The sequence below is a fragment of the Conexibacter sp. W3-3-2 genome (assembly GCF_009707605.1).
Taxonomy (GTDB): domain Bacteria; phylum Actinomycetota; class Thermoleophilia; order Solirubrobacterales; family Solirubrobacteraceae; genus Paraconexibacter; species Paraconexibacter algicola.
On the sequence record NZ_WLYW01000001.1, the window covers coordinates 4,649,972 to 4,670,342 of the forward strand.

At 76.1% G+C, this 20,371-nt stretch carries 21 protein-coding genes, 1 tRNA gene and 2 pseudogenes; 14 read left to right on the plus strand and 10 right to left on the minus strand.

Annotated elements, in window-relative coordinates; all coding sequences use genetic code 11:
* The first annotated feature begins 18 nt into the window (after window positions 1-18).
* Window positions 19-390, plus strand: a complete 372-nt coding sequence (locus tag GKE82_RS22270) for a hypothetical protein (protein ID WP_107570216.1) — start codon at window positions 19-21, stop codon at window positions 388-390.
* A 19-nt stretch (window positions 391-409) separates the two neighbouring features.
* Here GKE82_RS22270 and GKE82_RS22275 read toward each other — a convergent pair whose 3' ends face one another.
* Entirely contained in the window at window positions 410-1,036 is a 627-nt protein-coding gene (locus tag GKE82_RS22275) for a TetR/AcrR family transcriptional regulator (RefSeq protein ID WP_107570215.1), read from the minus strand.
* A gap of 56 nt (window positions 1,037-1,092) precedes the next feature.
* Between GKE82_RS22275 and GKE82_RS22280 the strand changes: the two genes are divergently transcribed.
* Entirely contained in the window at window positions 1,093-2,301 is a 1,209-nt protein-coding gene (locus tag GKE82_RS22280; RefSeq protein WP_309233764.1) for a M28 family peptidase, read from the plus strand.
* Window positions 2,302-2,323: 22 nt separating this feature from the next.
* Here the strand turns inward: GKE82_RS22280 and GKE82_RS22285 are convergent, their stop codons facing one another.
* The 5 genes and pseudogenes from GKE82_RS22285 to GKE82_RS22300 all read right to left on the minus strand — a co-directional run bounded on the left by GKE82_RS22285 (window position 2,324) and on the right by GKE82_RS22300 (window position 6,854).
* Window positions 2,324-3,769 (minus strand): FAD-binding oxidoreductase, encoded by a 1,446-nt coding sequence (locus GKE82_RS22285; protein WP_309233765.1) that lies wholly within the window; start codon window positions 3,767-3,769, stop codon window positions 2,324-2,326.
* Window positions 3,770-3,816: 47 nt separating this feature from the next.
* Window positions 3,817-4,083, minus strand: a complete 267-nt coding sequence (locus GKE82_RS29245; RefSeq protein ID WP_230316258.1) for a hypothetical protein — start codon at window positions 4,081-4,083, stop codon at window positions 3,817-3,819.
* Window positions 4,080-5,648, minus strand: a pseudogene (locus GKE82_RS31675) (FAD-dependent oxidoreductase); the annotation flags it as partial. The pseudogene GKE82_RS31675 and the gene GKE82_RS29245, both read right to left, overlap by 4 nt.
* Window positions 5,649-5,673: 25 nt before the next feature.
* Window positions 5,674-6,306 (minus strand): TetR/AcrR family transcriptional regulator, encoded by a 633-nt coding sequence (locus GKE82_RS22295; protein ID WP_154734803.1) that lies wholly within the window; start codon window positions 6,304-6,306, stop codon window positions 5,674-5,676.
* Window positions 6,307-6,350: 44 nt separating this feature from the next.
* Window positions 6,351-6,854 (minus strand): helix-turn-helix domain-containing protein, encoded by a 504-nt coding sequence (locus GKE82_RS22300; RefSeq protein WP_107570212.1) that lies wholly within the window; start codon window positions 6,852-6,854, stop codon window positions 6,351-6,353.
* Window positions 6,855-6,951: 97 nt separating this feature from the next.
* Here GKE82_RS22300 and GKE82_RS22305 point away from each other — a divergent pair, with 97 nt between their 5' ends.
* Window positions 6,952-8,379 (plus strand): MFS transporter, encoded by a 1,428-nt coding sequence (locus tag GKE82_RS22305; RefSeq protein WP_154734805.1) that lies wholly within the window; start codon window positions 6,952-6,954, stop codon window positions 8,377-8,379.
* Here the strand turns inward: GKE82_RS22305 and GKE82_RS22310 are convergent.
* Window positions 8,340-9,029 carry a hemolysin III family protein gene (locus tag GKE82_RS22310; protein WP_309233766.1) on the minus strand — a complete coding sequence of 230 codons (690 nt, stop codon included), beginning with the start codon at window positions 9,027-9,029 and terminating at the stop codon, window positions 8,340-8,342. The genes GKE82_RS22305 and GKE82_RS22310 overlap by 40 nt on opposite strands.
* Window positions 9,030-9,127: 98 nt before the next feature.
* Between GKE82_RS22310 and GKE82_RS22315 the strand changes: the two genes are divergently transcribed.
* Window positions 9,128-9,200 (plus strand) — tRNA-Thr (locus GKE82_RS22315).
* A gap of 2 nt (window positions 9,201-9,202) precedes the next feature.
* Window positions 9,203-9,835 carry a J domain-containing protein gene (locus GKE82_RS22320; RefSeq protein WP_154734806.1) on the plus strand — a complete coding sequence of 211 codons (633 nt, stop codon included), beginning with the start codon at window positions 9,203-9,205 and terminating at the stop codon, window positions 9,833-9,835.
* Here the strand turns inward: GKE82_RS22320 and GKE82_RS22325 are convergent.
* Window positions 9,825-10,271: a hypothetical protein gene (locus GKE82_RS22325; protein WP_107570208.1), complete on the minus strand. Its 447-nt coding sequence runs from the start codon at window positions 10,269-10,271 to the stop codon at window positions 9,825-9,827. The genes GKE82_RS22320 and GKE82_RS22325 overlap by 11 nt on opposite strands.
* 52 nt (window positions 10,272-10,323) lie before the next feature.
* On the opposite strand from GKE82_RS22325, the gene GKE82_RS22330 reads away from it, so the two are divergent.
* The 6 genes from GKE82_RS22330 (at window position 10,324) to GKE82_RS29260 (ending at window position 15,263) form a co-directional block, all read left to right on the plus strand.
* A complete protein-coding gene (locus GKE82_RS22330) occupies window positions 10,324-11,988 on the plus strand; it encodes a 1-acyl-sn-glycerol-3-phosphate acyltransferase (RefSeq protein WP_158276891.1) in 1,665 nt (554 codons plus the stop codon).
* Between the two features lie 43 nt (window positions 11,989-12,031).
* Entirely contained in the window at window positions 12,032-12,391 is a 360-nt protein-coding gene (locus GKE82_RS22335) for a hypothetical protein (RefSeq protein WP_107570206.1), read from the plus strand.
* A gap of 33 nt (window positions 12,392-12,424) precedes the next feature.
* Window positions 12,425-12,949, plus strand: a complete 525-nt coding sequence (locus tag GKE82_RS22340; protein WP_107570205.1) for an RNA polymerase sigma factor — start codon at window positions 12,425-12,427, stop codon at window positions 12,947-12,949.
* 99 nt (window positions 12,950-13,048) lie between these two features.
* Window positions 13,049-13,627 carry an RNA polymerase sigma factor gene (locus tag GKE82_RS22345; protein ID WP_233243901.1) on the plus strand — a complete coding sequence of 193 codons (579 nt, stop codon included), beginning with the start codon at window positions 13,049-13,051 and terminating at the stop codon, window positions 13,625-13,627.
* Window positions 13,624-14,382 carry an anti-sigma factor domain-containing protein gene (locus tag GKE82_RS22350; RefSeq protein ID WP_107570203.1) on the plus strand — a complete coding sequence of 253 codons (759 nt, stop codon included), beginning with the start codon at window positions 13,624-13,626 and terminating at the stop codon, window positions 14,380-14,382. Before GKE82_RS22345 ends, GKE82_RS22350 begins: the two co-directional genes overlap by 4 nt.
* A 38-nt stretch (window positions 14,383-14,420) precedes the next feature.
* Window positions 14,421-15,263: a rhomboid family intramembrane serine protease gene (locus GKE82_RS29260; RefSeq protein WP_107570202.1), complete on the plus strand. Its 843-nt coding sequence runs from the start codon at window positions 14,421-14,423 to the stop codon at window positions 15,261-15,263.
* Window positions 15,264-15,477: 214 nt separating this feature from the next.
* On the opposite strand, the pseudogene GKE82_RS31015 reads toward GKE82_RS29260, so the two are convergent.
* A pseudogene (locus tag GKE82_RS31015) lies at window positions 15,478-16,221 on the minus strand (glycosyltransferase); the annotation flags it as partial.
* 200 nt (window positions 16,222-16,421) lie between these two features.
* Complete coding sequence (locus GKE82_RS22365) at window positions 16,422-17,237, minus strand: ABC transporter substrate-binding protein (protein WP_309233767.1); 816 nt, start codon at window positions 17,235-17,237, stop codon at window positions 16,422-16,424.
* A gap of 100 nt (window positions 17,238-17,337) precedes the next feature.
* On the opposite strand from GKE82_RS22365, the gene GKE82_RS22370 reads away from it, so the two are divergent.
* The 3 genes from GKE82_RS22370 to GKE82_RS22380 are packed head-to-tail and all read left to right on the plus strand — an operon-like array spanning window position 17,338 to window position 20,263.
* A complete protein-coding gene (locus GKE82_RS22370) occupies window positions 17,338-17,619 on the plus strand; it encodes a 4a-hydroxytetrahydrobiopterin dehydratase (protein WP_107570199.1) in 282 nt (93 codons plus the stop codon).
* A complete protein-coding gene (locus GKE82_RS22375) occupies window positions 17,616-19,682 on the plus strand; it encodes a nitrilase-related carbon-nitrogen hydrolase (RefSeq protein ID WP_154734808.1) in 2,067 nt (688 codons plus the stop codon). The genes GKE82_RS22370 and GKE82_RS22375 overlap by 4 nt, the downstream gene beginning before the upstream one ends.
* Window positions 19,577-20,263 carry a hypothetical protein gene (locus GKE82_RS22380; RefSeq protein ID WP_154734809.1) on the plus strand — a complete coding sequence of 229 codons (687 nt, stop codon included), beginning with the start codon at window positions 19,577-19,579 and terminating at the stop codon, window positions 20,261-20,263. Before GKE82_RS22375 ends, GKE82_RS22380 begins: the two co-directional genes overlap by 106 nt.
* Window positions 20,264-20,371: the final 108 nt, after the last annotated feature.

Consider the following 20,371-nt stretch of genomic DNA (forward strand, 5'->3'; position numbering starts at 1 on the left):
CGCCCTACCATCCGGAGCGTGAGCGTCCTTGCCGTCGTGCTGATCGTCGTCGCCGTCGTGGTCCTGGGGCTGTTCGCCGGGGGCCTCGTGGGGGCGGCCCGTCGCGCCCGTTCGACCGAGGGCGCCCTGCGCGCCCGCCTCGAGCGCGCCAACGAGGAGCTCGCGCTCGCCCACGCGCAGGACAAGGGCTGGGACCGCGCGACCATGGAGGCCGCGGCCCGCGAGGTCCACGCCGCCGCCGGCGGTGGGCCGATCGACGAGCTGCATCTCGTCCAGGTCCTCGACCTCCCGGGGACCGACGCCGACGAGGCGGTCTTCCGCGTCGTGTCCGGCGGCGCCGAGACGCAGGTCGCCCTCGGGCGCCGGGACGGCGCCTGGGTCGCCCGCTGACCCGCGCGGCGTCGCCGGCTCAGGCCGCGTCGAGCGCGGCCCAGCCCGCCCAGAGCGCACCGAGCGCGACCCGCAGGTCGTCCGCCCCGATCGCGTGGTCGGGGGAGGCCAGGCCCTGCAGCGCGTGCCCGTCGATCAGGGCGAGGAACGAGGGGCCGGCGCGCTCGGGGTCCGCGATGCCGGTGGCGCGCAGCGCCGCGACGGCGACGTCGACGTAGCCCTGCACGCAGTCGCGGGCGACCGTGCGCAGCGCGGGGCGGCGCGTCGCCTCGAGGTACAGCTCGAACTGGGCGGTCGTCTGCGTCCGCGACATCGGGTCGCCCGCGTCGTCGTCGCCGAGCAGCTCGACGGCGAACAGCGCCGCGATCTCGTCGACCGTCCCGACCCCGCCGTCCAGCCGCTCGGCCAGCGCGCGCAGCCGCTGGACCTCCTCGCGGACGAACAGCAGCAGCGCCTCCTCGAGCAGCTCGTCGATCGAGCTGAAGTAGTACGTCGTGGTGGCGGGCGGGACGCCGGCCTCCTCGGCAACCGCGCGGTGGGTCGTCTGGCCGACGCCGCGCTCGCCGATCACGCGCAGCGCCGCACGCAGCAGCTCCTCGCGCCGGCGCTCCCCGCGGGCCCGCCGCGTCTTGACCTCCGTCCCCACGCGGCGAACCTAGCAGCAACCTGGACAAACGTCCAAGGTTCTTCTACGGTCGCGCGGTGCGCACCACGATCGACCGGGACGGCCTGCGCGGCACGGTGGAGCTGCTCGCCGCGATCGAGCGGCCATCGGCCTCCGACGGCGAGCGCCGCGCCGCGACCTGGATCGCCGACCGGCTGCGCGAAGCGGGCTGCGCCGTCGAGGTCGACGAGGAGACCGCCTACGGCGGCTACGCCCGCTCGCTCGCCGGGCAGAGCGCCGTCGGCCTGCTCGCCGCCGGGCTCGCGGCCACGCCCCGCCCGCGGACGCGGGCCCTCGGGGCCGCGCTCGGCGTCGTCGCGATCGCCGGGATCGTCGAGGAGGTCAGCAACGGACCGCAGCTGTTCCGCCGCCTGACGATGCGCCGCCGGCCCACCCAGAACGTCGTCGCCGTCACCGGCGACGCGGAGGCCGACCGCACGCTCGTCGTCCTCGCCCACCACGACGCCGCCTCCACCGGTCTCGTCTTCGACCAGTCCGGGCACCGCGCGTTCGCCGCCCGCTTCCCCGGCGTCGTCGAGCGCATCGACACCTCGCTGCCGCTGTGGTGGCCCGTCGTCGCCGGGCCGCTGCTCGCCGTCGCCGGCGCGCTCGGCGGCCGCCCGCGCCTGGCCCGCACGGGCGCCGGCCTCGGCGCGCTGTCGGTCCTGACCTTCGTCGACATCGAGCGCAGCCCGACCGTCCCGGGGGCCAACGACAACCTCACCGCGGTCGCGGCGCTGCTCGCCCTCGCCGCCGCGCTGCGCGAGCGCCCCGTCGACGGCCTGCGCGTGATGCTCGTCAGCTGCGGGGCGGAGGAGAGCCTCCAGGGCGGCATCCGGGCGTTCGCCGCCCGCCGCTTCCCGACGCTCGACCCGGCCCGCACCGCGGTGCTGAACCTCGACACGATCGGCTCGCCGCACCTCGTGATGCTCGAGGGGGAGGGTCCGTTCGTCATGGAGGACTACACCGACCCCGCGTGGCGCGACCGGGTCGCCGCCGTCGCCGAGCGCATCGGCGTCCCGCTGCGCCGCGGTCTGCGCGCCCGCACGAGCACCGACAGCGTCATCACCAGCCGCGGCGGCTACCCGACCGCCACGATCGCCAGCGTCGACGACACCAAGGCGCTGTCGAACTACCACCTGATGAGCGACACCGCCGCGAACGTCGACTACGACACGGTCGCCGACGCGACCGCGCTCGCCGAGGCGCTCGTGCGCGAGCTCGCCGCCGAGCGGTCCGCCGCCTGACGGCGCGAGGGACCGCGGTAGCTCAGCCCGCGCCCGGAAGCGGCCCGGCGTCGACGAGCTTGCCCGGGTTCAGCACCCCCGTCGGGTCCAGGCGGGCCTTCGCCGCCCGCAGGAGGTCGAGCCCGAGCGGCCCGACCTCGGCGCCCAGCCACGGGGCGTGGTCGCGGCCGATCGCGTGGTGGTGGGTGATCGTGCCGCCGGCCGCCGCGATCGCGTCGCCCGCCGCCGCCTTCACCGCGTGCCACTGCTCGAGCTCGGCCCCGTCCTCCTGGGCGGCGACGAACGTGAAGTAGAGACTCGCGCCGGTCGCGTACACGTGGGAGACGTGGCACATGACCAGGGGCGGGGTGCCACGGTCGCGCAGCGCGCGGCGGATCGCCGCGCCGACCGCCCGGTACAGGTCGAGCAGGTCGCCCCAGGTCGTCGCCGTCTCCAGCGTGTCGACCAGGACGCGGCGCGTCAGCAGCTCGTCGCGCAGGTACGGGCCGTGGAAGCGGCCGTCGCGCCACTTCTCGCCGGCCCGCGAGCCGAGCGCCACGCCGCCGTGGTGGCGGACGACCGGGTGGACCCGGGCGCGCTGGTCGGCCACGCCGTCGGCGCCGCCCTCGAAGCCGAGCGTCAGCGTGCAGCCGTGGGCGCGTCCGCGCGCGGCGAGGTAGGCCCGGCCGATCTTCGCCGTCGACGAGTCGCCCGCCATCGCGAGCTGCAGGCGCGTCTCCTCCTCGTCGGAGAGCCGCGACACGGCCGGGGCGATCCCCGCCTGGCGCAGCTCGCGCAGCGTCTCGATGCCGGCCGCGAGGTCGGGGAGCGCCCAGACCTCGTAGCGCGCCGTCGTGGGGCGCGGCCGCACGCGCACGGTGACCTCGGTGATGACCCCGAGCGTCCCCTCGCTGCCGACCAGCAGCTCGCGCAGGTCGGGGCCCGCGGCCGTTCCGGGCACGGCCGAGGTGGCGATCGTGCCCGACGGGGTCGCCGCGCGCAGGCCCGCGACGAGGTCGTCGATGCGGCCGTACCCGGTCGACGCCTGGCCGGCGGAACGGGTCGCGACCCAGCCGCCGAGGGTCGAGAACTCGAAGCTCTGCGGGTAGTGGCCGAGCGTCAGGCCGTGCTCGGCGAGCAGCCGCTCGACCTCCGGGCCCGTCGTCCCGGCGCCGACCGTGGCCAGCTGCGAGCGCGCGTCGACCTCCCGCACGAACGAGAGCCGCGCGAGGTCGACCGTGACGACCGCCGCGTGGCCGGGGCCGCGCAGTGCCTCGACGCCGCCGACCACGCTCGTGCCGCCGCCGAACGGCACCGCGGCGACGGCGTGCTCCGCGCACGCCGCCAGGACCGCGGCGACCTCGTCGTGGTCGGCCGGGTAGACGACCGCGTCCGGGGCGGACGGCACCGTGCCCGCGCGCAGCCGCACGAGGTCCGGGTAGCTCTTGCCCGCGGCGTGCAGGACCCGCGTGGCGTGGTCGTCGCGCACGTGCGGCTCGCCGACCGCCGCGACGAGCGCCGCTCGCGCCTGGTCGGTCAGCGTCGGGGCCGGGAGCCGGACGTCCTCGAGCGCAACGGGGGGGCCGTGGGGTCGCGTCGGCGGCGGCGTCCCCGAGCTCGCGGCGCAGGAGCTCGAGCGCCCCCCGCGGGCAGCGGCTCGTCGTGGCCGTCGGTGCCCCAGCCCCAGAACCGCATCCGCGGCGCGGTGGGATCGGCGGCCGGGCCGGTCCCGACCGGGGTGACCGATCGCTCGGTGATCGCGGTGATCGCGGTGACCGCCGGGACGGCGGTGTCGGTGCTCATGCGCCGACCCGCGCGCGCGGCGCGGTCGCCGGGACGGTGGCGGCGAGCTGCGGCAGCAGCTGCGCCGCGGCGTCGTGCAGCGCGTCGCGCCAGGCCGGGACGAGGCCCGCGCGGGTCCGCCGGTCCAGCACGTCGGCGAGCGTCATCGCGCCCTCGCTGCGGGCGGCGAACAGCAACTCCGCCCCGGTGACCGGCACCTCGGGCACGAGCGGCCGCAGCAGCTCCGGGCGCCCGTCGGCGAGCGCGGCGACCGCGGCGGCCTCGGTGCCGTAGCGACGCGGCAGCCGCGCGGGCAGGTCGCCGCGCGCGACCGCCGACCCGGCAGGGGGCGCGCCGACGAGGGGCAGCGCCGCGGTCCGGCACGGCCCGGCGGCGACGCCCGGCCGGGCCGCGATCACGTCGACCGCGTCCTGGGCCATGCGCCGGTAGGTGGTGAGCTTGCCGCCGACGACGGTCACCAGGCCGGTCGTCGCGTCCTCGAGGACCGCGTGGCGGCGCGAGACGTCGGCGGTGGCGCCGTCCGCTGCGCCGAGGTCGAGCAGCGGGCGCAGCCCGGCGAAGCGCCCGACGACGTCCTGCGGGCCCAGCGGGGTGGCGAGCGCGCGCGAGACGGTCTGCAGCAGGAAGGCCTCGTCCTGCGCGGTGACCGCCGGCTCGTCCGGGATCGGGCCGGCGTGCGCCTCGTCGGTGAGGCCGACGAGCACGAGCCCGTCGGGCCGCGGGTGCAGGAAGACGAAGCGGCCGAACGCCCCGGGCACGGGCACCGACACCGACGCGGCCGGGTCGCCCAGGCGTGCGGCCGGGACGAGCAGGTGCGCGCCGGCGCTCGGGCGCAGGGCGAGGCCCGGGTGCAGGGTGTCCGACCAGACGCCGGTGGCGTTGACGACGTGCCGGGCGCGCAGCGCGAACCGGTCGCCGGTGAGCGTGTCGCGCACGGTCGCGCCGCCGGAGCGGACCTGCTCGACCTCCGCGTAGGTGACGATCCGCGCGCCGTGCGCCGCCGCCGTGCGGGCGACCGCGACGACCAGCCGGGCGTCGTCCTCGAGCTGCGCGTCCCAGTGCAGGTACGCCCCGCGGAGCCCGTCGGGATCGAGGGCCGGCGCCCAGCGCAGGGCCTCGGCGGCGGTGATCCGGCGGGTGCGCGGCAGCTGCTTGGCGCTGGTGCCGGCGGCCGCGCGCATCGCGTCGCCGAGCCGCAGCCCGGTGGCGATGAGCGCCGCCTCGGTCCGGGAGATGTCGGGGGTCAGCGGGACGGTGAACGGCAGCGGCCGCACGAGGTGCGGGGCGATCGTCTCGACGATCCGCGCGCGCTCGGTGGCGGACTCCCAGGCCACGCCGACGTCCCCGGTGGCCAGGTAGCGCAGGCCGCCGTGCACGAGCTTCGTCGACCAGCGCGAGGTCCCGTGCGCGAGGTCGTGGCGCTCGACGAGCGCCACGCTGAGCCCGCGGGTGGCGGCGTCGAGGGCGACGCCGGCGCCGGTGATGCCGCCGCCGACGACGAGGACGTCGACCTCGTGCCCGTCGGCGAGCGCGTCGAGGTCGCGGCGGCGGCGGTCGGCGTCGAGGTGGGGGAGCGCTCGGGGCGGTGCATCAGCGGCCTCCGGTGGTGGTCGGCGGGTCGGGGCGCAGGTAGCCGTCGAGCATCCGCTCGAGCTCCTGGCAGGTGCGGGCGCGCTCGGGCGCCGTGTACGCGTGGGCGGCCAGGACGTGACCGCGGAGGGTCAGCTCGATCGTCGCCGCCAGCCGCGCCGGGTCCTCGTCGCGGATCGAGCCGTCGTCGATGCCGGCCTGGACCTGGACGGCGAGCATCGCGAGGCCGGCCTCCTGCACGCCGCCCAGGCGCTGGGTGACGTAGGGGAGGACGAGCTCGGGGTCGATGTCGAGGATGCGCCGCCAGAGGTCGTTGGAGGCGATGTCCTCGGCGCCCTGCACGGCGGCGCGCACGAGACGGGCGCGGGCGGGCTCGAGGTGGGCGGCGGCGAGCGCGGCGTCGCGGACGACGCCGGTGAACTCGCGCGTCATCAGCGCGGCGATCATCGCCGCGACGTCCTCGAAGCGGCGGTAGAGCGTCATCCGGCTGACGCCGGCGCGGCGGGCGACGTCGGTGGCGGTCGTGCGGCGCACGCCGACGGCCATGACGCAGGCGCGGACGGCGTCGAGGTACGGGTCGTCGGCCGGGTCGGTCCGGGTGTGGTCCAACTCCTGTGCGTGACGCTGTGACATCCCGCGTCAAACTGTAACACCCCCGGTCGGGGGGTGGGCGGGCGTCAGCCGGCCGCGTCGGCGCCCACCGTGCCGAGCGGCGGGGCGAGCTTCGTCGCCCCGGGGCCGGGACGGGGCGTGACCTCGCGCGGGTCGAGCGGCTCGCCGCAGCACGAGCACGTCACCACCGGCTCGGTCACCCGGCCGCAGCCGTCGTGCACCAGCTCCACGGGCGGGCCGTGCACGAAGCCGGCGTGCTTGTTCCCCCAGGCCATGAGCATCGCGATCGCGGGGTAGAGGTCCATGCCGGCCTCGGTGAGCCGGTACTCGTGCAGCGTGCGGCGCGCGTGCTCCTCGTAGGCGCGGCGCTCGAGCACGCCGACGTCGACGAGCCGGTTGAGGCGGTCGGTGAGGATGTTCCGCGCGACGCCGGTGGCGCGCTGGTACTCCTCGAACGTGCGGCAGCGGAAGAACGCGGCGCGCAGGATGCTGATCATCCAGCGCTCCCCGAGGATGCCCGCGGTGCGCGAGATGGCGCAGTTGGTCTCGAAGAGCTCGTCGTGTCGCACGGACCGATCGTAGCGCCGTCCGACCCCGCAGTTGCGAAACGCAACGACGTGCCCTACCGTGCCCGTTGCTTTTTGCAACGACGGGTCTGGAGGCACCATGACGACCGACGCACCGACACCCGCCCGCAGCCGGTCCGCGATCCTCGCGATCGCCTCCGGCGCCGGCTTCCTGGCGTTCCTCGACACGACGATCGTCAACACGACGTTCCCCGACATCGCCGCCTCCTTCCCGGAGGCCGGCCGCTCCGAGCTGTCGTGGATCCTCGACGCCTACTTCATCGTCATCGCCGCCCTGCTCGTGCCCGCCGGGCTCCTCGCCGACCGCGTCGGCCGCAAGCGCGCGTTCCTCGTCGGCGTCGTCCTGTTCGGCGTCACGAGCCTCCTCTGCGCGATCGCCCCGACCTGGGAGACGCTCGTCGCCGCCCGCGTCCTGCAGGGGGTCGCCGCCGCGATCATCGCCCCGGTCTCGCTCGCGCTCGTGCTGCCCGAGTTCCCGCGCGAGGAGCGCGCCACCGCCGTGGGCATCTGGGGCGCCGCGGCTGCGCTCGCCGCCGCCTGCGGTCCCCCGCTGGGCGGCCTGCTCGTCGAGGTCGCCGACTGGCGCTGGATCTTCCTCGTCAACCTCCCGGTCACCGCGCTGCTCGTCGTCCTCGGTGCCCGCGTCCTGCGCGAGTCGCGCGACGAGCACGCCAGCGGCCGGCCCGATCTCCTCGGGGCCGCGATCGCGGTCGTCGGCCTCGGGGCCCTCGCCCTCGCGCTCGTCGAGGGCCGCGAATGGGGCTGGACCGGTGCCGAGAGCGCCGCGTCGTTCGCGATCGCCGCCGTCGCGCTGGCCGTCGTCGTGCGGCGCTGCCTGACCCACCCGGTCCCCGTGATCGACCCCGCGCTGATGCGCATCCGCTCGTTCCGGCTCGGCAGCATCGGGACGCTGCTCGTCGCCACCGCCTTCTTCAGCGTGATCCTCGGGAACATCCTGTTCCTCACGCAGATCTGGGGCTACAGCGTCCTCGACGCCGGACTGGGCACCGTGCCCGGCCCGCTCGCCACCGTCGTCGTCTCCGGGCCCGCCGGCCGGCTCGCCGACCGCTTCGGGCACCGCGCCGTCATCGTCCCGGGCTGCCTCGTCTACGTCGCCGCCCTGCTCGTGCTCGGCTCCGCGCCCGCCGAGCCCGACTACGTCGGCCACTGGCTGCCGGGCATGGTCCTCAACGGCATCGCGATCGGGCTCGTCTTCCCGACCTTCGGGGCCGCCGCCGTCGCCGACGTGCCCGCCGACCGCTTCGGTGCGGCGAGCGCCATCAACGGCGCCTTCCGCCAGTTCGGCGCCGTCATCGGGACCGCGCTGCTCGTCGCCGTCGTCGGGGAGCCTGCGCCCGCCGACGCGCTCGACGCCGCCCACCGCGGCTACCTCGTGGCGATCGTCGCCGTCCTCCTCGCGGCCGGCGTCGCGCTGCTGCTGCGGCGCGTCCCCGCGCCCGCGACCCCTCAGCCGCGCGGCAGCACGGCGAACGCGATGACCGCGTAGTGGCAGAGCGCCGCGAGCACCACGGCGACGTGGAAGATCTCGTGGTAGCCGAAGACCAGCGGCCGCGGGTCCGGGCGCCCGCGCGCGTAGACGATCGCGCCGGCGGTGTAGAGCACGCCGCCGACCGCGAGCCCGACCACGCTCAGCACGCCGAGCCGGTCGAGGATCTGCGGCATCGTCGCGATCGACACCCAGCCCATCGCGATGTAGATCGGGGCCTGCACCGTCTTCGGCGCGTCGACCCAGATGAGCTGCAGCGCGACCCCGCCCGCCGCGCACGCCCAGATGATCGCGAGGATGATCGTCTGCAGCGGCTCGCTGAGGACCAGCAGCGCGATCGGCGTGTACGTCGCGGCGATGAACACGAAGATCATCGCGTGGTCGGCCCGGCGCATCCAGCGCCGGTGCGCGGGCGCCCACGTGCGGCGGTGGTACAGCGCGCTGATGCCGAACAGGCCGCAGACGCCCGCCGCGTAGATCGACGCGCCGACCGTGGCGCGCGTGGAGTCGGCCGCGCCGACGAGCAGGACGCCGAACACGACCGCCGCGAAGAACGACCACTGGTGGAAGACCCCGCGCAGCCGGGGCTTCGGCGGGTCCTGCGGCGCCGAGGACGGCAGCGGGGTGGGACCGGGATGCGTGCTGACCACGTCTGCAGGCTAGGCGCGCGGACGCGCGACGGGAAGGGGGGACGACCCGTCGCGGGGGTGGGGGTGGCTGCAGGGTGGCGGTACGCTGGACCGGCCGCGCCGGAGTAGCTCAGCTGGTAGAGCAATCGCCTTGTAAGCGATAGGTCGTCGGTTCGAACCCGTCCTCCGGCTCCTTGGATCCCTACGCCGTCCTCGGCCTCACCGCCGACGCGAGCGACGAGGACGTCGCCCGCGCCTACAAGGAGCTCGCGAAGCAGTGGCACCCGGACCTCCCGGGGGCCGGGGGCGCGGCGTCCCACGCCCGGATGGCGCAGATCAACGCCGCCTACGACGCGATCCGCTCGGCCGGCGAGGAGCCCGACCGTCCCGCCGCACCCGAGCCGCCGCGACGGCGCCCCGCGCCGGGCAGCTGGCTGTCGGAGCGCATGCGCGAGGCGCTGCCGCCCGAGCTGCTCGGCGCGCTGCACCCGTTCGAGGACGTGCGCCTCGTCGCCCGGCCGTCGACCTGGCAGAGCCCGCAGGTCGTCCTCGCGGTGACCGCGGGCCGGCTGCTCTGGGCGCCGGTGCACACGTTCAGCCCGCGCGTCCACGTGCTGCGGCTCGCCGACGTGGCCGAGGTCGGCCACCGCGTCCGTCGGCCGCTGCGTCGCCGCGCGGTCGTCCGGCTCGTCACCCACGCCGGGCGCAAGCTCTCCTTCGGGGACCTCGAGCCGGACGCCGCCGCGCTGATCGAGCGCAACGTCGCCGACGGGATGGAGCCGCGCGCCGTCCGCGACGACGACGACGCGCAGCGCGCTACCGGTTGAGCCGGCGCTCGACCTCGCCCAGCACGACGCCGAACAGCAGGTGCCGCCAGGTCGCCTGCGGGAACGCCCCCGGCGTGCGCCAGAGCTTCGGCAGCTCGTCGCGGGCCGGGTGCAGCCGGTCGGCGGCCGCGACGCCCGGCCACGAGGCCACGTTCTCGACCATCGCGACGAACGGGCCGCGCGCCGCCGCGGGCAGCGGCAGGCGGTCGCGCACCGCCGCGTACCCGGCGCCGAACGCCGCCCCGTTGGCGACGTGCATCGCGAACCCGACCGGGCGCCACGCGGGCCCGCGCGTGACGAGCTTGCCCAGCAGCTCCGTGTCGTCGTAGGCGACCCCGAACACCCGCTGATCGGCGGGTTGCTGCAGGGCCCAGACGGTGGCGGCGACGGCGCCCGCGGCGGCGCCGCGGGCGATGCGGGCAGGATCGGTCGGCATACCCCGCATACTCCCCTGTAACCGGGGGCGATCACGGCGGGTAGTCCAAGCGATGGATCACTCCGCCCTCCTGGACCGCGCCCGGACGAAGGGGGTCAATCCCTTCGTGTACTGGATCGTCCGCGCGCTCTTCCAGCCGTTCTTCCACCTCTACTTCCGGCTCAGCCGGGTCGGGCGGGAGCACGTGCCGCAGGAGGGGCCGGTCATCTTCGCGGCCAACCACCGCAGCTTCCTCGACCCGTTCATCATCGCGACGCTCGCGCGCCGGCCGATCTACTTCGTCGCGAAGAAGGAGCTGTTCGAGAAGCGCCTCACCGCCTGGTTCCTCAACAGCCTCGGGGCCTTCCCCGTGGACCGTGGCAACGGCGACGGCGACGCGATGGCCACGGCCCGCGCGATCCTCGAGCGTGGCGACGGCGTCCTGATCTTCCCCGAGGGCACGCGGGTCCGCCCGGGCACGCTCGGCGCGCCGCGTCGCGGGGTCGGCCGCCTCGCGCTCGAGACCGGCGCCCCGGTCGTGCCGGTCGCGATCATCGGCACCGAGACGATCCGCCGCGGCTGGCGGATCCGGCCGCACAAGGTCCGCGTCCGTGCCGGCAGCCCGCTGCGCTTCCCGACCGTGCAGACCCCGTCGCCCGAGCTCGCCGCCGCGGTGACCGAGCGGATCTGGCCGTGCGTGTCGCTGCAGTGGGAGTGGCTCGGCGGCCTCCCGCCGATCCGTCGCGCCGCGGTCATCGGCGCCGGCTCCTGGGGCACGGCGATGGCGGTCGCGCTCCAGCGCGCGGGTGTCGCCGTCGACCTCGGCTGCCGCACCGCGGACCAGGCCGCCGCGCTGGCGGGCGCGCGCGAGAACGCCGCGTACCTGCCCGGCGTGACCCTCGACGCCGGCATCACCGTCGGTCGTGCCGCCGACCTCGACCTGACCGCGCACGACCTCGTCGTCCTCGCCGTCCCGACCCGCGCGCTGCCCGCGACCATCGCGGCCCACGGCGAGCACATCACCGCGCGCTCGGGCGTCCTCGTCCTCTCCAAGGGGCTCGTCGGCCACGACCCCGAGCACCCGGTCTCCCCGAGCGACTACGTCGCGCAGCGCTGCTCGGCCCGCGCCGTGGCGTGCCTCGCCGGTCCCGGCCACGCCGCCGACGCCCTGGCCGCCGGGGCCTCGCTCGTCGCGGCGAGCGCCGACCGCGGCTTCGCCCGGCAGCTCGCCGAGCTGCTGCAGCGCTGCGACCTCGACGTGAGCACCACCACCGACATCACCGGCGCCGAGCTCGCCGGCGCGGCGAAGAACGCCGCGGTGCTGGCCGCCTCGGCGGCCGCGTCGGCCGGGCCCAACGCGGCCGGGGCCGCCGCCGGCAAGGTCTTCGCCGAGGTCGACGCGTACGCGCGCCGCCGCGGCGCGCGGCCCGAGACGTTCGCGGGCCTCGCCGGTGCCGGCGATCTCGTCGCCACCGTGGTCGCGGCCGGCAGCCGCAACCGCCGCGCGGGCGAGCTGCTCGCCGCCGGCGTGCCCGGCCACGACATCGCGCCGCGGCTCGGCCAGGCCGTCGAGTCGCTCGACGCGCTGCCGCTGCTGGCCACCGCGATCGCCGCCGAGGGCCTCGAGGCCCCGACGCTCGCAGGGCTCGCGGCCGTCGTCGACGGTCGCGCCGACGCCGACGCCTGGGCGCGCGGCGTCACGACCCCCACGAAGACCACGAGGCGCCGCGCGGCGTAAGCCCCGTCCCGGAGCGAGACGCGTGCCCGCAGGAGATCCCCCCATGAGCGAGACCGCGTTCAGCGACATCGACTTCGAGCACCTGCTCGCCCGCGCCCTCGCGCCGGTCGAGCCGCCGCCGAACCTCTCCGAGCGGTTCGAGCAGACGCTCAGCAACCTCGCCGGCCTCGCCGGGGAGGAGCTCGAGGCGTGGGAGCTCGGCGCGATGCGCGACCCGCGCAACTGGGTGCGCCCCGTCGCGGCGACCGCGATCGGTGGTGCGGCGGGTGCCGCGCTCGTCGTGCTGCGGGTCCGCAACCGCCAGAAGGCGCGGCTCGCGAGCTCCGACAACGCGCTCGAGTTCGTGGAGCAGACCGCCCGCGCGCTCGCCGACGACGCGCGCCGCCTGCTCGACCGCCGCTGAGCGGCGTCCCGGCCCGCGGGATAGGCTGCGCCGGTGGACAAGGCGCAGCTCGACCACGAGTTCTCCGAGCTCTACCGCGCGCACCTGCGGGACGTGTACTCGTACGCGTACTACCGCGTGGGCAACCACCACGACGCCGAGGACCTCACCGAGCAGACGTTCCTGCAGGCCTACCGGCACTTCGAGCGCGCCCTGGCCGAGTCCGACGGGCGGCCGCTGCGCCCGTGGCTGATCCGCATCGCGCACAACCTCGCGGCCAACCTCTACCGGGACCGCTCGCGCAAGCCGCAGACGCCGATCGACGACACGACCGTGATCTCCGCGGTCCACACCACCGAGGACCTCGTCGAGGGCCGGGACGAGCTGGCCCGCATCCTGGAGGGGATCCAGGAGCTGCCGGACGACCGGCGGGAGGCGCTGATCATGCGCTTCGCGCTCGGCATGGACAACCGCGAGATCGCCCGGGCGATGGGTCGCACCGACGGGGCCACGAAGGTCCTGATCCACCGCGCGATCAAGCAGCTCGAGGGCATCGTGCGCCAGCCCGACCCCGCCTGAGGCGCAACCCGCGATACTTGGCACCATGCCACTGATCCGGGCGACGGCCCGACGCGAAGAACTCGCAGGATGCCCCTCGTCCGACGTAGCCAATCCCCGGTGAGCGCCCCGTTCAGCGACCTCGCCGACGAGGACCTCATGCAGCTCGTCCGCCAGGGCGAGCCCGGAGCGTTCGACCTCATCTACCAGCGCCACGCCACGGCCGCCTTCTCGCTCGCGTACCGGATGACCGGCGCGCGCAACCAGGCGGAGGACGTCGTCCAGGAGGCGTTCCTGAGCCTGTGGCGCTCCAACGCGCGCTACGACCGCAGCCGCGGCAGCGTCCGCACCTGGGTGCTCGGCATCGTCCACAACCGCGCGATCGACTCGCTGCGCCGCAGCGTCGTCCACGACCGGCGCCGCGCGTCGGACGAGGGCATCGAGGAGCGGTTCGAGGCGAAGGACCGCACCGACGTCGAGGTCGCGCGCCGCAGCGAGGCCCAGGAGGTGCGCAGCGCGCTCAAGACCCTGCCGCCCGAGCAGTGCAAGGTCATCGAGCTGGCCTACTTCGGCGGCTTCACCCACAGCGAGATCGCCGCGATGCTCGAAACCCCGATCGGGACCGTGAAGGGCCGCATGCGGCTCGGCCTCGAGAAGATGCGCGGGCAGCTCGGAGGCCTGCAGGAGATCCCCTCATGAGCGAGCCCTTCGGCATCTTCGGCAGCACCTGCGAGTTCGGCGACGAGGCCGGCGCCTACGTCCTGCGGGCGCTGAGCGACGGGGAGCGTCTCCGGTTCGCCCGGCACCTCGAGTCCTGCGCGTCGTGCCGGGCCGAGGTCGAGGAGCTGCAGATCGTCGCGGACCAGCTGCCGATGGCGGCCCCGCAGCTCGTGCCCCCGACCGACATCCGCACGCGTCTGATGGCGGTCGTGGAGTCCGAGGCGCAGCTCCTGCGCGCCGCCGGCCCCGAGGCCGACCGCGTGGCGCCGCCGCGCGACACGATGCGGCTGCGCGACCGGATCTGGTGGCCGAGCTGGGGCGTCTCGCCCGGCTTCGCCGCGGCCGCGGCGTCCGTGCTCGTGCTGGCGGGCGTCGGGGGCGGCCTGCTGCTCGGCGGCGACGACGGTCCGGGCCCGATCCGCACCGTGCCCGCCCAGGTCGCCGCCGCACCCGGCGCGACCGCGAACGTCGCGCTGCAGGACGGCCGTGCCACGCTGCACGTGCGCGGCCTCCCGGCGGCTCCCACGGGCCGGGTCTACCAGGTGTGGCTCAAGCGCTCCGGCCAGGATCCGCTGCCGACGCACACCCTCTTCACGGTGCGGCCGGACGGCCGGGCGGCGGTGAAGATCGACGAGGGCGTCGACGGCGTCGACCAGCTGCTCGTCACGGCCGAGCCGAGCGGCGGCAGCATGGCGCCCACCTCGGCGCCGATCGTCGCCGCCACGCTCGCGTGACGGCGGCGTGACGCCCCCACGGCTACGCTGAGTCGCGCATGGCGACCTCGACGTCCGCGCAGACGTGCTACCGGCATCCGAGCCGCGAGACCCGGGTCTCCTGCTCGAACTGCGGGCGGCCGATCTGCCCCGACTGCATGACCTCGACGCCGGTCGGGATGCGCTGCCCGGAGTGCAGCCGCGACCGCACCCAGGTCCGCACGATCCAGAACGTGCAGGCGGCGGTGCAGCTCACCCCGGTCCTGATCGCGGTGTGCGTCATCGCCGGGCTGGCGAGCGGCTCCGTCGGCGCCGGTGGCGCCGGCAACCAGCTGTTCGAGCGCGGGGCGCTGTTCGGCCCGCTGATCGCGCTGGACCACGAGTACTGGCGGCTGATCACCGGCGGCTTCCTGCACTCGGGCCTCATCCACCTCGGCTTCAACATGTACCTGCTGTGGATGCTCGGCAACCTGCTCGAGCCCGCGCTCGGTCAGGTGCGGTTCGGGCTGCTGTACTTCACCTCGCTGCTGGCGGGGTCCGCCGGCGCGCTCCTCGTGGAGCCCAACGCGGTGACCGTCGGCGCGTCCGGCGCGGTGTTCGGGCTGATGGCCGCCGCGTTCCTGGAGCTGCGTCAGCGCGGCTTCGACCCGATGGCGTCCGGGATCGGACCGCTGATCCTGCTGAACCTCGTGATCACCTTCGTGCCCGGCTTCAACATCTCGATCGGCGGGCACATCGGCGGCCTGATCGGCGGCGCGATCGCGATCACGCTGATCCAGCAGACCTCCAGCAAGCAGCGTCGGCCGTACGGCATCGCGGGGCTGATCGTGCTGTGCGTCGTGTTCGCCGTCGTCGGCGTGGTCGCCGCCGACGCGGGCCTGCCGCCCGGCGTGCGCGGCTGAGGCCGCGAGGCGCCGCGCTCAGCGGCGCGCGAGGTGGTCGTACAGCCCCTGGATGCGGTCGAGCATCAGCTGCGTCGAGAACCGGCGGCGCACGTCCTCGCGGGCGGCCGCGCCGAGCGCGTCGCGGCGTGCCGGATCGTCGACGAGGTCCCCGAGCGCGGCCGCCAGCGCGGCCGGGTCGCCCGGGGGCACGAGCACGCCGGTCTCCCCCGTCGCGCAGCATCTCCGGCAGGCCGCCGTGCGCGCTGGCGACGACGCAGCAGCCGGCCGCGGCGGCCTCGAGCGCCGCGTTGGGGAACGGGTCGGGCTGCTTGGAGGGGACGACCACGACGTCCGCCGCCCCGTAGACCGTGTCGACGTCCGGCCGGAAGCCGCAGTGCACGACGCGCCCGCCCACGCCGAGCCCGGCCGCGATCTCGTGCAGCTCGCGCAGGTGGCGCTCCTCGCCGCGCCACGGCTCCCCGGCGACGAGCACGACGACGTCCCCGCGGGCGGCGAGCGGCCCGTGCCCGAGCGCCCGGACGAGGACGTCCTGTCCCTTCCAGCCGCTGATGCGACCCAGCACCGCGACGACCACCGCGTCCTGCGGCACGCCGAGCGCCGCGCGCGCCGCGGCCCGCTCGGCGCGCTGCGGGTCGATCGCCAGCCCGTCCGGCAGCATCGAGGCTTCCGGGGCGCCCTCGAACTGCACCCAGGTCGCGCGGGACACGCACGGCAGGGCGTCGGCGGTGAGCAGCAGCCGCCGGTAGCCCGGCCACCAGCGCTCGAACCCCGTGTAGATCTCGCGCACGTGCCAGACGTGGGGGACGCCCGCGACGCGCGCCGCGGCCGCCCCGCCGAGGGTGACCGACGTGTTCGTGTGCACGAGCGCCACGTCGCGCGCGCGGGCGAGCCGGCCCAGGCCGCCCGCGTCCGCCGCCCACGCCGCGGCGACCCGTCCGACGCCGGCGGGGGACATGATCGAGCGGCGCAGGACCGCGAGCGGCCGCACGAGCACCTCGACCCCGTCGGCGCGCAGGTCCTCGGCGAGCTCGCCCTCCTCGGGCAGGACCACGAGCGCGCGCCAGCGGTCGGGGTCCAGGCCGGTCGCGATCGCGTGCAGCTGGCGGTCGGCGCCGTAGCGGCCCGCCGAGGAGTGCAGGTAGAGCGCGGTCCGCGTCACGCGGGCGCGCCGTCGAGCACCGGCAGCGCGACCCCCGGTGCCTCGCGTACGCACGTCGGGTGCAGCACGTGGGCGAGCAGCTCCAGCCCGTCGACGAGCCGCGGGCCCGGGCGCGAGAAGTACGCGGCCGCGTCGACGGCGACGATCGTGTCGGCCCCGGTGGCGGCGAGCTGCTCGCGGAACGGCTGCGCCTGCTCGAGCGACTGGTAGGCGTCGTAGCCGCAGGGCATGCAGATGATCACGTCCGGCTGCGCCGCCGTGACCTGCTCCCACGTGACGACCTCGCTGTGCTCCCCGGCGAAGCCGAGCAGGTCGACGCCCCCGGCGAGCTCGATCAGCTGCGGCGTCCAGTGCCCGGCGATGTACACCGGGTCGAACCACTCGATCGCCACGACGGTGCGCCGCGGCGCGTCCTTCACCGCGATCTTCACGGCGTCGACGCGGCGTCGCTGGCGCTCGACGAGGTCCAGGGCGGCCCGCTTGCTGTCGGTCGCCTGCGCGACGGTCCGGATGTCGCCCATCGTCTCGCCGAACGTCTTGGGGTCGAGCGCGAGGACCTTCGGGCAGCTGGGCAGCTCCTTGGCGATGCCCTCGACCTCGTCGAAGCTCACCGCGCAGACGGGGCAGAGCTCCTGCGTGACGATCAGGTCGGGCTCGAGCTCGCGCAGCAGCTCCTCGTCGAGCGTGTAGATCGCCTCGCCCTCCTGGGTGCTCGCGCGGACCGCCGCGTCGATCTCCCCGGGGAGAGCCCGGCGGGCAGGCGGTCGCGCGTGACGGTGGGCAACTCCCGCGCCTGCGGCGGGTGGTCGCACTCGTGGGTCACGGCGACCACCTGGTCGCCGAGCCCGAGCGCGAAGAGCAGCTCGGTCGCGTGGGGCACGAGGCTGACGATCCGCATACCCTCCACACGATATGGCACTGCTGCACGACGACGAGATCGACCGGGCCCTCGCGGACCGTCCCCACTGGCGCCGGGCGGGCGCCGAGCTCGTGCTCGAGCGCACCGTGGCGGACTTCGCCGCCGCGATCGCGTACGTGAACCGCGTCGCCGAGGTCGCCGAGGCGCGCGACCACCATCCCGATCTCGAGGTCCACGGCTGGAACACCGTGCGGCTGCGGGTCTCCACCCACTCCGAGGGCGGGATCACCGCCGCCGATCTCGCGCTCGTCGCCGCGATCGACGAGCTCGGGTGAGCGTGCGCGTCGTCCTCGCCGCGGTCGCCGCGGCCGTCCTCTGCGCCCTCGCGGCGGGTCCGGCGGACGCCAAGCGCGTGCGGGTCTTCGCGGTCGGCCCGAAGATCGACCCGTCGTGGCTGCAGGACCGCGCGACGTTCCGCGCGAAGCTCCTGGGCCTGGCCGACGCGCGCGAGCGGCCGGCGGCCGCGGCCGCCGGGGTCCCGATCCAGGACGGGGCCGACGACGTCGCCTCGCACCTCCTCGGCCCCGCGGACCCGGCGCGCGCGGTCGCGACGGCGCGCGACCTCGTCACGCTGCCGGAGGACCTCGGGCTGCTCGCCGCCTTCACCGGCGTGCGCGGCGTGACCGCCCGTTCGGCGACCGACATCGCCACCTCGATCGTCGGGCTGCTCGCCACCTACGCGCCGCAGGCCGCCTACTACCAGTCGCGGTTCCCGGCGCTGGCGGGTCGGCCGTTCCCGCCGACGCGCCTGCTCGCGACCGCGCTCACCGACACGTTCGCGCACGTCGCGGTCGAGACGTTCGCCGAACTCGCCGACCGCAGCGACGCCTATCTTGTCGCGGGCGTGAACATGGCCCGCGACTGGCGGATCGTCTGCGTCGACCGCGCCACGTACGTGCCGCCGCCCGGCGGCGAGCCGTGCGCGCAGGAGGACCCGGCAGCGGTCGCGCTGCTGCGCGCCCCCGAGGACCTCACGCGCACCTACGCGTACGAGGCGACGACGCCCGAGCCCGTGAACATGGCGCTCGTCTTCGACCCGGACGGCCGGCTGATCTCCCGGCAGGTGAAGGCGTACCTGACGCCGGTCGAGCTGCCCGGCTCCCTCGACCTCGCGCCCGGTCCGGTGAGCGGCCTGCGGGCCGTCGCCACGCCGGTCGGCCGCCTCGGCGTCGTGACGTCGAAGGACGCGTGGATGCCCGACGTCACCGCGAAGCTCGACCAGGACCGCGTCGAGGTCCTCGTCCAGCCCGAGTTCTTCGTCGGCGACACGGTGCGGCGCGACGGTCCCTGGGCGCCCGACACGATCCGTGCCTCCGGCTACAGCGACGTGCTGCGCCACCCGTCGATCGAGACGCTCGTGCTGCCCGAGCTCACCGGCAACCTGTTCGACTTCTCCGCCGACAACCAGCAGGCGATCATGCGCAAGCCCCGGTCGCGGACCGAGCCCGGCGGCGCGCTGCTCGGCCAGGACCGGATGCCCGGACTCGTCGCCGTGTCGCCGTGGGTCGTGCCGGACCCGGCGCGGCCCGGCGAGCCGCTCGTGGAGCGGCGCGCGCGCCTCGGACAGGCAGGCGAGGCGCTGCTGCCCGGCAGCGGCGTGCGCTGCGCCTCCCGGACCGTCCCGGCCCCGTGCGAGAACGGGCACGTCGAGGGCGTCCTGTTCGCGGACGTCCAGGTCGGTGACCCGCCGCGGCTGCGTCCTGTGCCGCGCCGCCCGCGCGCCCGCGGGCGCGTCTTCACCGCGGACCGTCCGCTGGCGCGTGCCGCCACGGCGCAGCGCAACGTCGCGCTGGCCGCCCGCGGCCGTGCCGCCTGGGCAGTCTTCGAGGAGCAGGGCGCCGGACGCGACCAGATCGCGCTGGTGCGCTCCACCACCGAGGGGGCGAGCTGGTCGGCGCGCGTGCGGCCGACCGGTCGGCCGGCCGGGGCGGTGCGCGAGTGGTGGCCCGCCGTCGCCACCGGTCCGGACGGCACGGTCTGGGTGGCCTGGCAGGACGACAGCAGCGGCACCTGGCGGGTCTACGTCAGCCGCTCGGACGACGGCGGACGGCGCTTCGGGCCCCCGTCGCGGTCGGGGCCGACGCGCCCGCGGGGGCGGCGCAGTGGCGTCCGGCGATCGCGGCGACCGGCCCCGGACGGGCGGTCGTCGCCTGGATCGACGAGCGTGGCCGCTTCGCGACCGAGGACCGCGCGCAGGCGCAGCTGTGGACCGCGCGGCTGGAGGGCGGCGCGGTGCTCGACGCCCGCCGGCTCGACGACGCGCCCGCGCCGGTCCCGCTCGCCGCGTCGCTGGACCACGCCTGGGCCCCGACGGTCGCGGCCGCGGGCGACCGCGTGACGGTCGCCTGGCTGGACTTCCGCACCTACGACTGGCGCACCGTGGCGCGCGAGTCCGCCGACGGCGGCGCGACGTTCGGGCCGCTGCGCCCGGTCTCCCGGACGGCGGCCGAGGTGGAGGCGCTCGACGACACGCCCCGGGCCGCGTACCCGGCGGGCGGCGGCCCCGTCGTGATCGCCCACACCCGCTGGGAGAAGGAGCTGCGCGGCGCGACGGTCGCCTCGCGCCAGCACGACGTCGTCGCCGCGGCCGGCGACCGTCTCCCGGTGCAGGTCGACGGGCGCGGGCGCACCCCCGCGAGCGCGTTCGCGCCCGCGATCGCGGCCGTCCCGGGCGGGGACGTGCTCGTCGCCTTCCAGGACCACGCCGACGGGCCGGGTGACGTGCGGATCACGCGGCTCACGCCCGGACGGACCGCGCGGCGGCCCGTGCGCGTCGACGACACCGGCCGCGCGGGGACGAACCAGTGGCGCCCCGCGGTCGCGGTCACCCGCCGCCGGGTGATCGTCGCCTGGGAGGACGAGCGGGACGGCCCGTCGCAGATCTACCTGACCCGGGCGGCCCCGTCGCGCGTGCGCTGAGGCCACCCGGGCTTTGCGGTACCGTTGCCGCGTCGCTCCATGAACGACGATCGCCCTCGAAGTCCGGGCCGACCCCCGGACCGCCTGATCCGCAGGCCCGCGCCAGCG

Excerpts from the sequence above, each read along its gene's own strand:
- GKE82_RS22295 (WP_154734803.1), bottom strand. The coding sequence starts at position 6,306 with ATGTCACAGCGTCACGCACAGGAGTTGGACCACACCCGGACCGACCCG.
- GKE82_RS22305 (WP_154734805.1), top strand. The coding sequence starts at position 6,952 with ATGACGACCGACGCACCGACACCCGCCCGCAGCCGGTCCGCGATCCTC.
- GKE82_RS22350 (WP_107570203.1), top strand. The coding sequence starts at position 13,624 with ATGAGCGAGCCCTTCGGCATCTTCGGCAGCACCTGCGAGTTCGGCGAC.
- GKE82_RS22335 (WP_107570206.1), top strand. The coding sequence starts at position 12,032 with ATGAGCGAGACCGCGTTCAGCGACATCGACTTCGAGCACCTGCTCGCC.
- GKE82_RS22330 (WP_158276891.1), top strand. The coding sequence starts at position 10,324 with ATGGATCACTCCGCCCTCCTGGACCGCGCCCGGACGAAGGGGGTCAAT.
- GKE82_RS29245 (WP_230316258.1), bottom strand. The coding sequence starts at position 4,083 with ATGAGCACCGACACCGCCGTCCCGGCGGTCACCGCGATCACCGCGATC.
- GKE82_RS22325 (WP_107570208.1), bottom strand. The coding sequence starts at position 10,271 with ATGCCGACCGATCCTGCCCGCATCGCCCGCGGCGCCGCCGCGGGCGCC.
- GKE82_RS22370 (WP_107570199.1), top strand. The coding sequence starts at position 17,338 with ATGGCACTGCTGCACGACGACGAGATCGACCGGGCCCTCGCGGACCGT.
- GKE82_RS29260 (WP_107570202.1), top strand. The coding sequence starts at position 14,421 with ATGGCGACCTCGACGTCCGCGCAGACGTGCTACCGGCATCCGAGCCGC.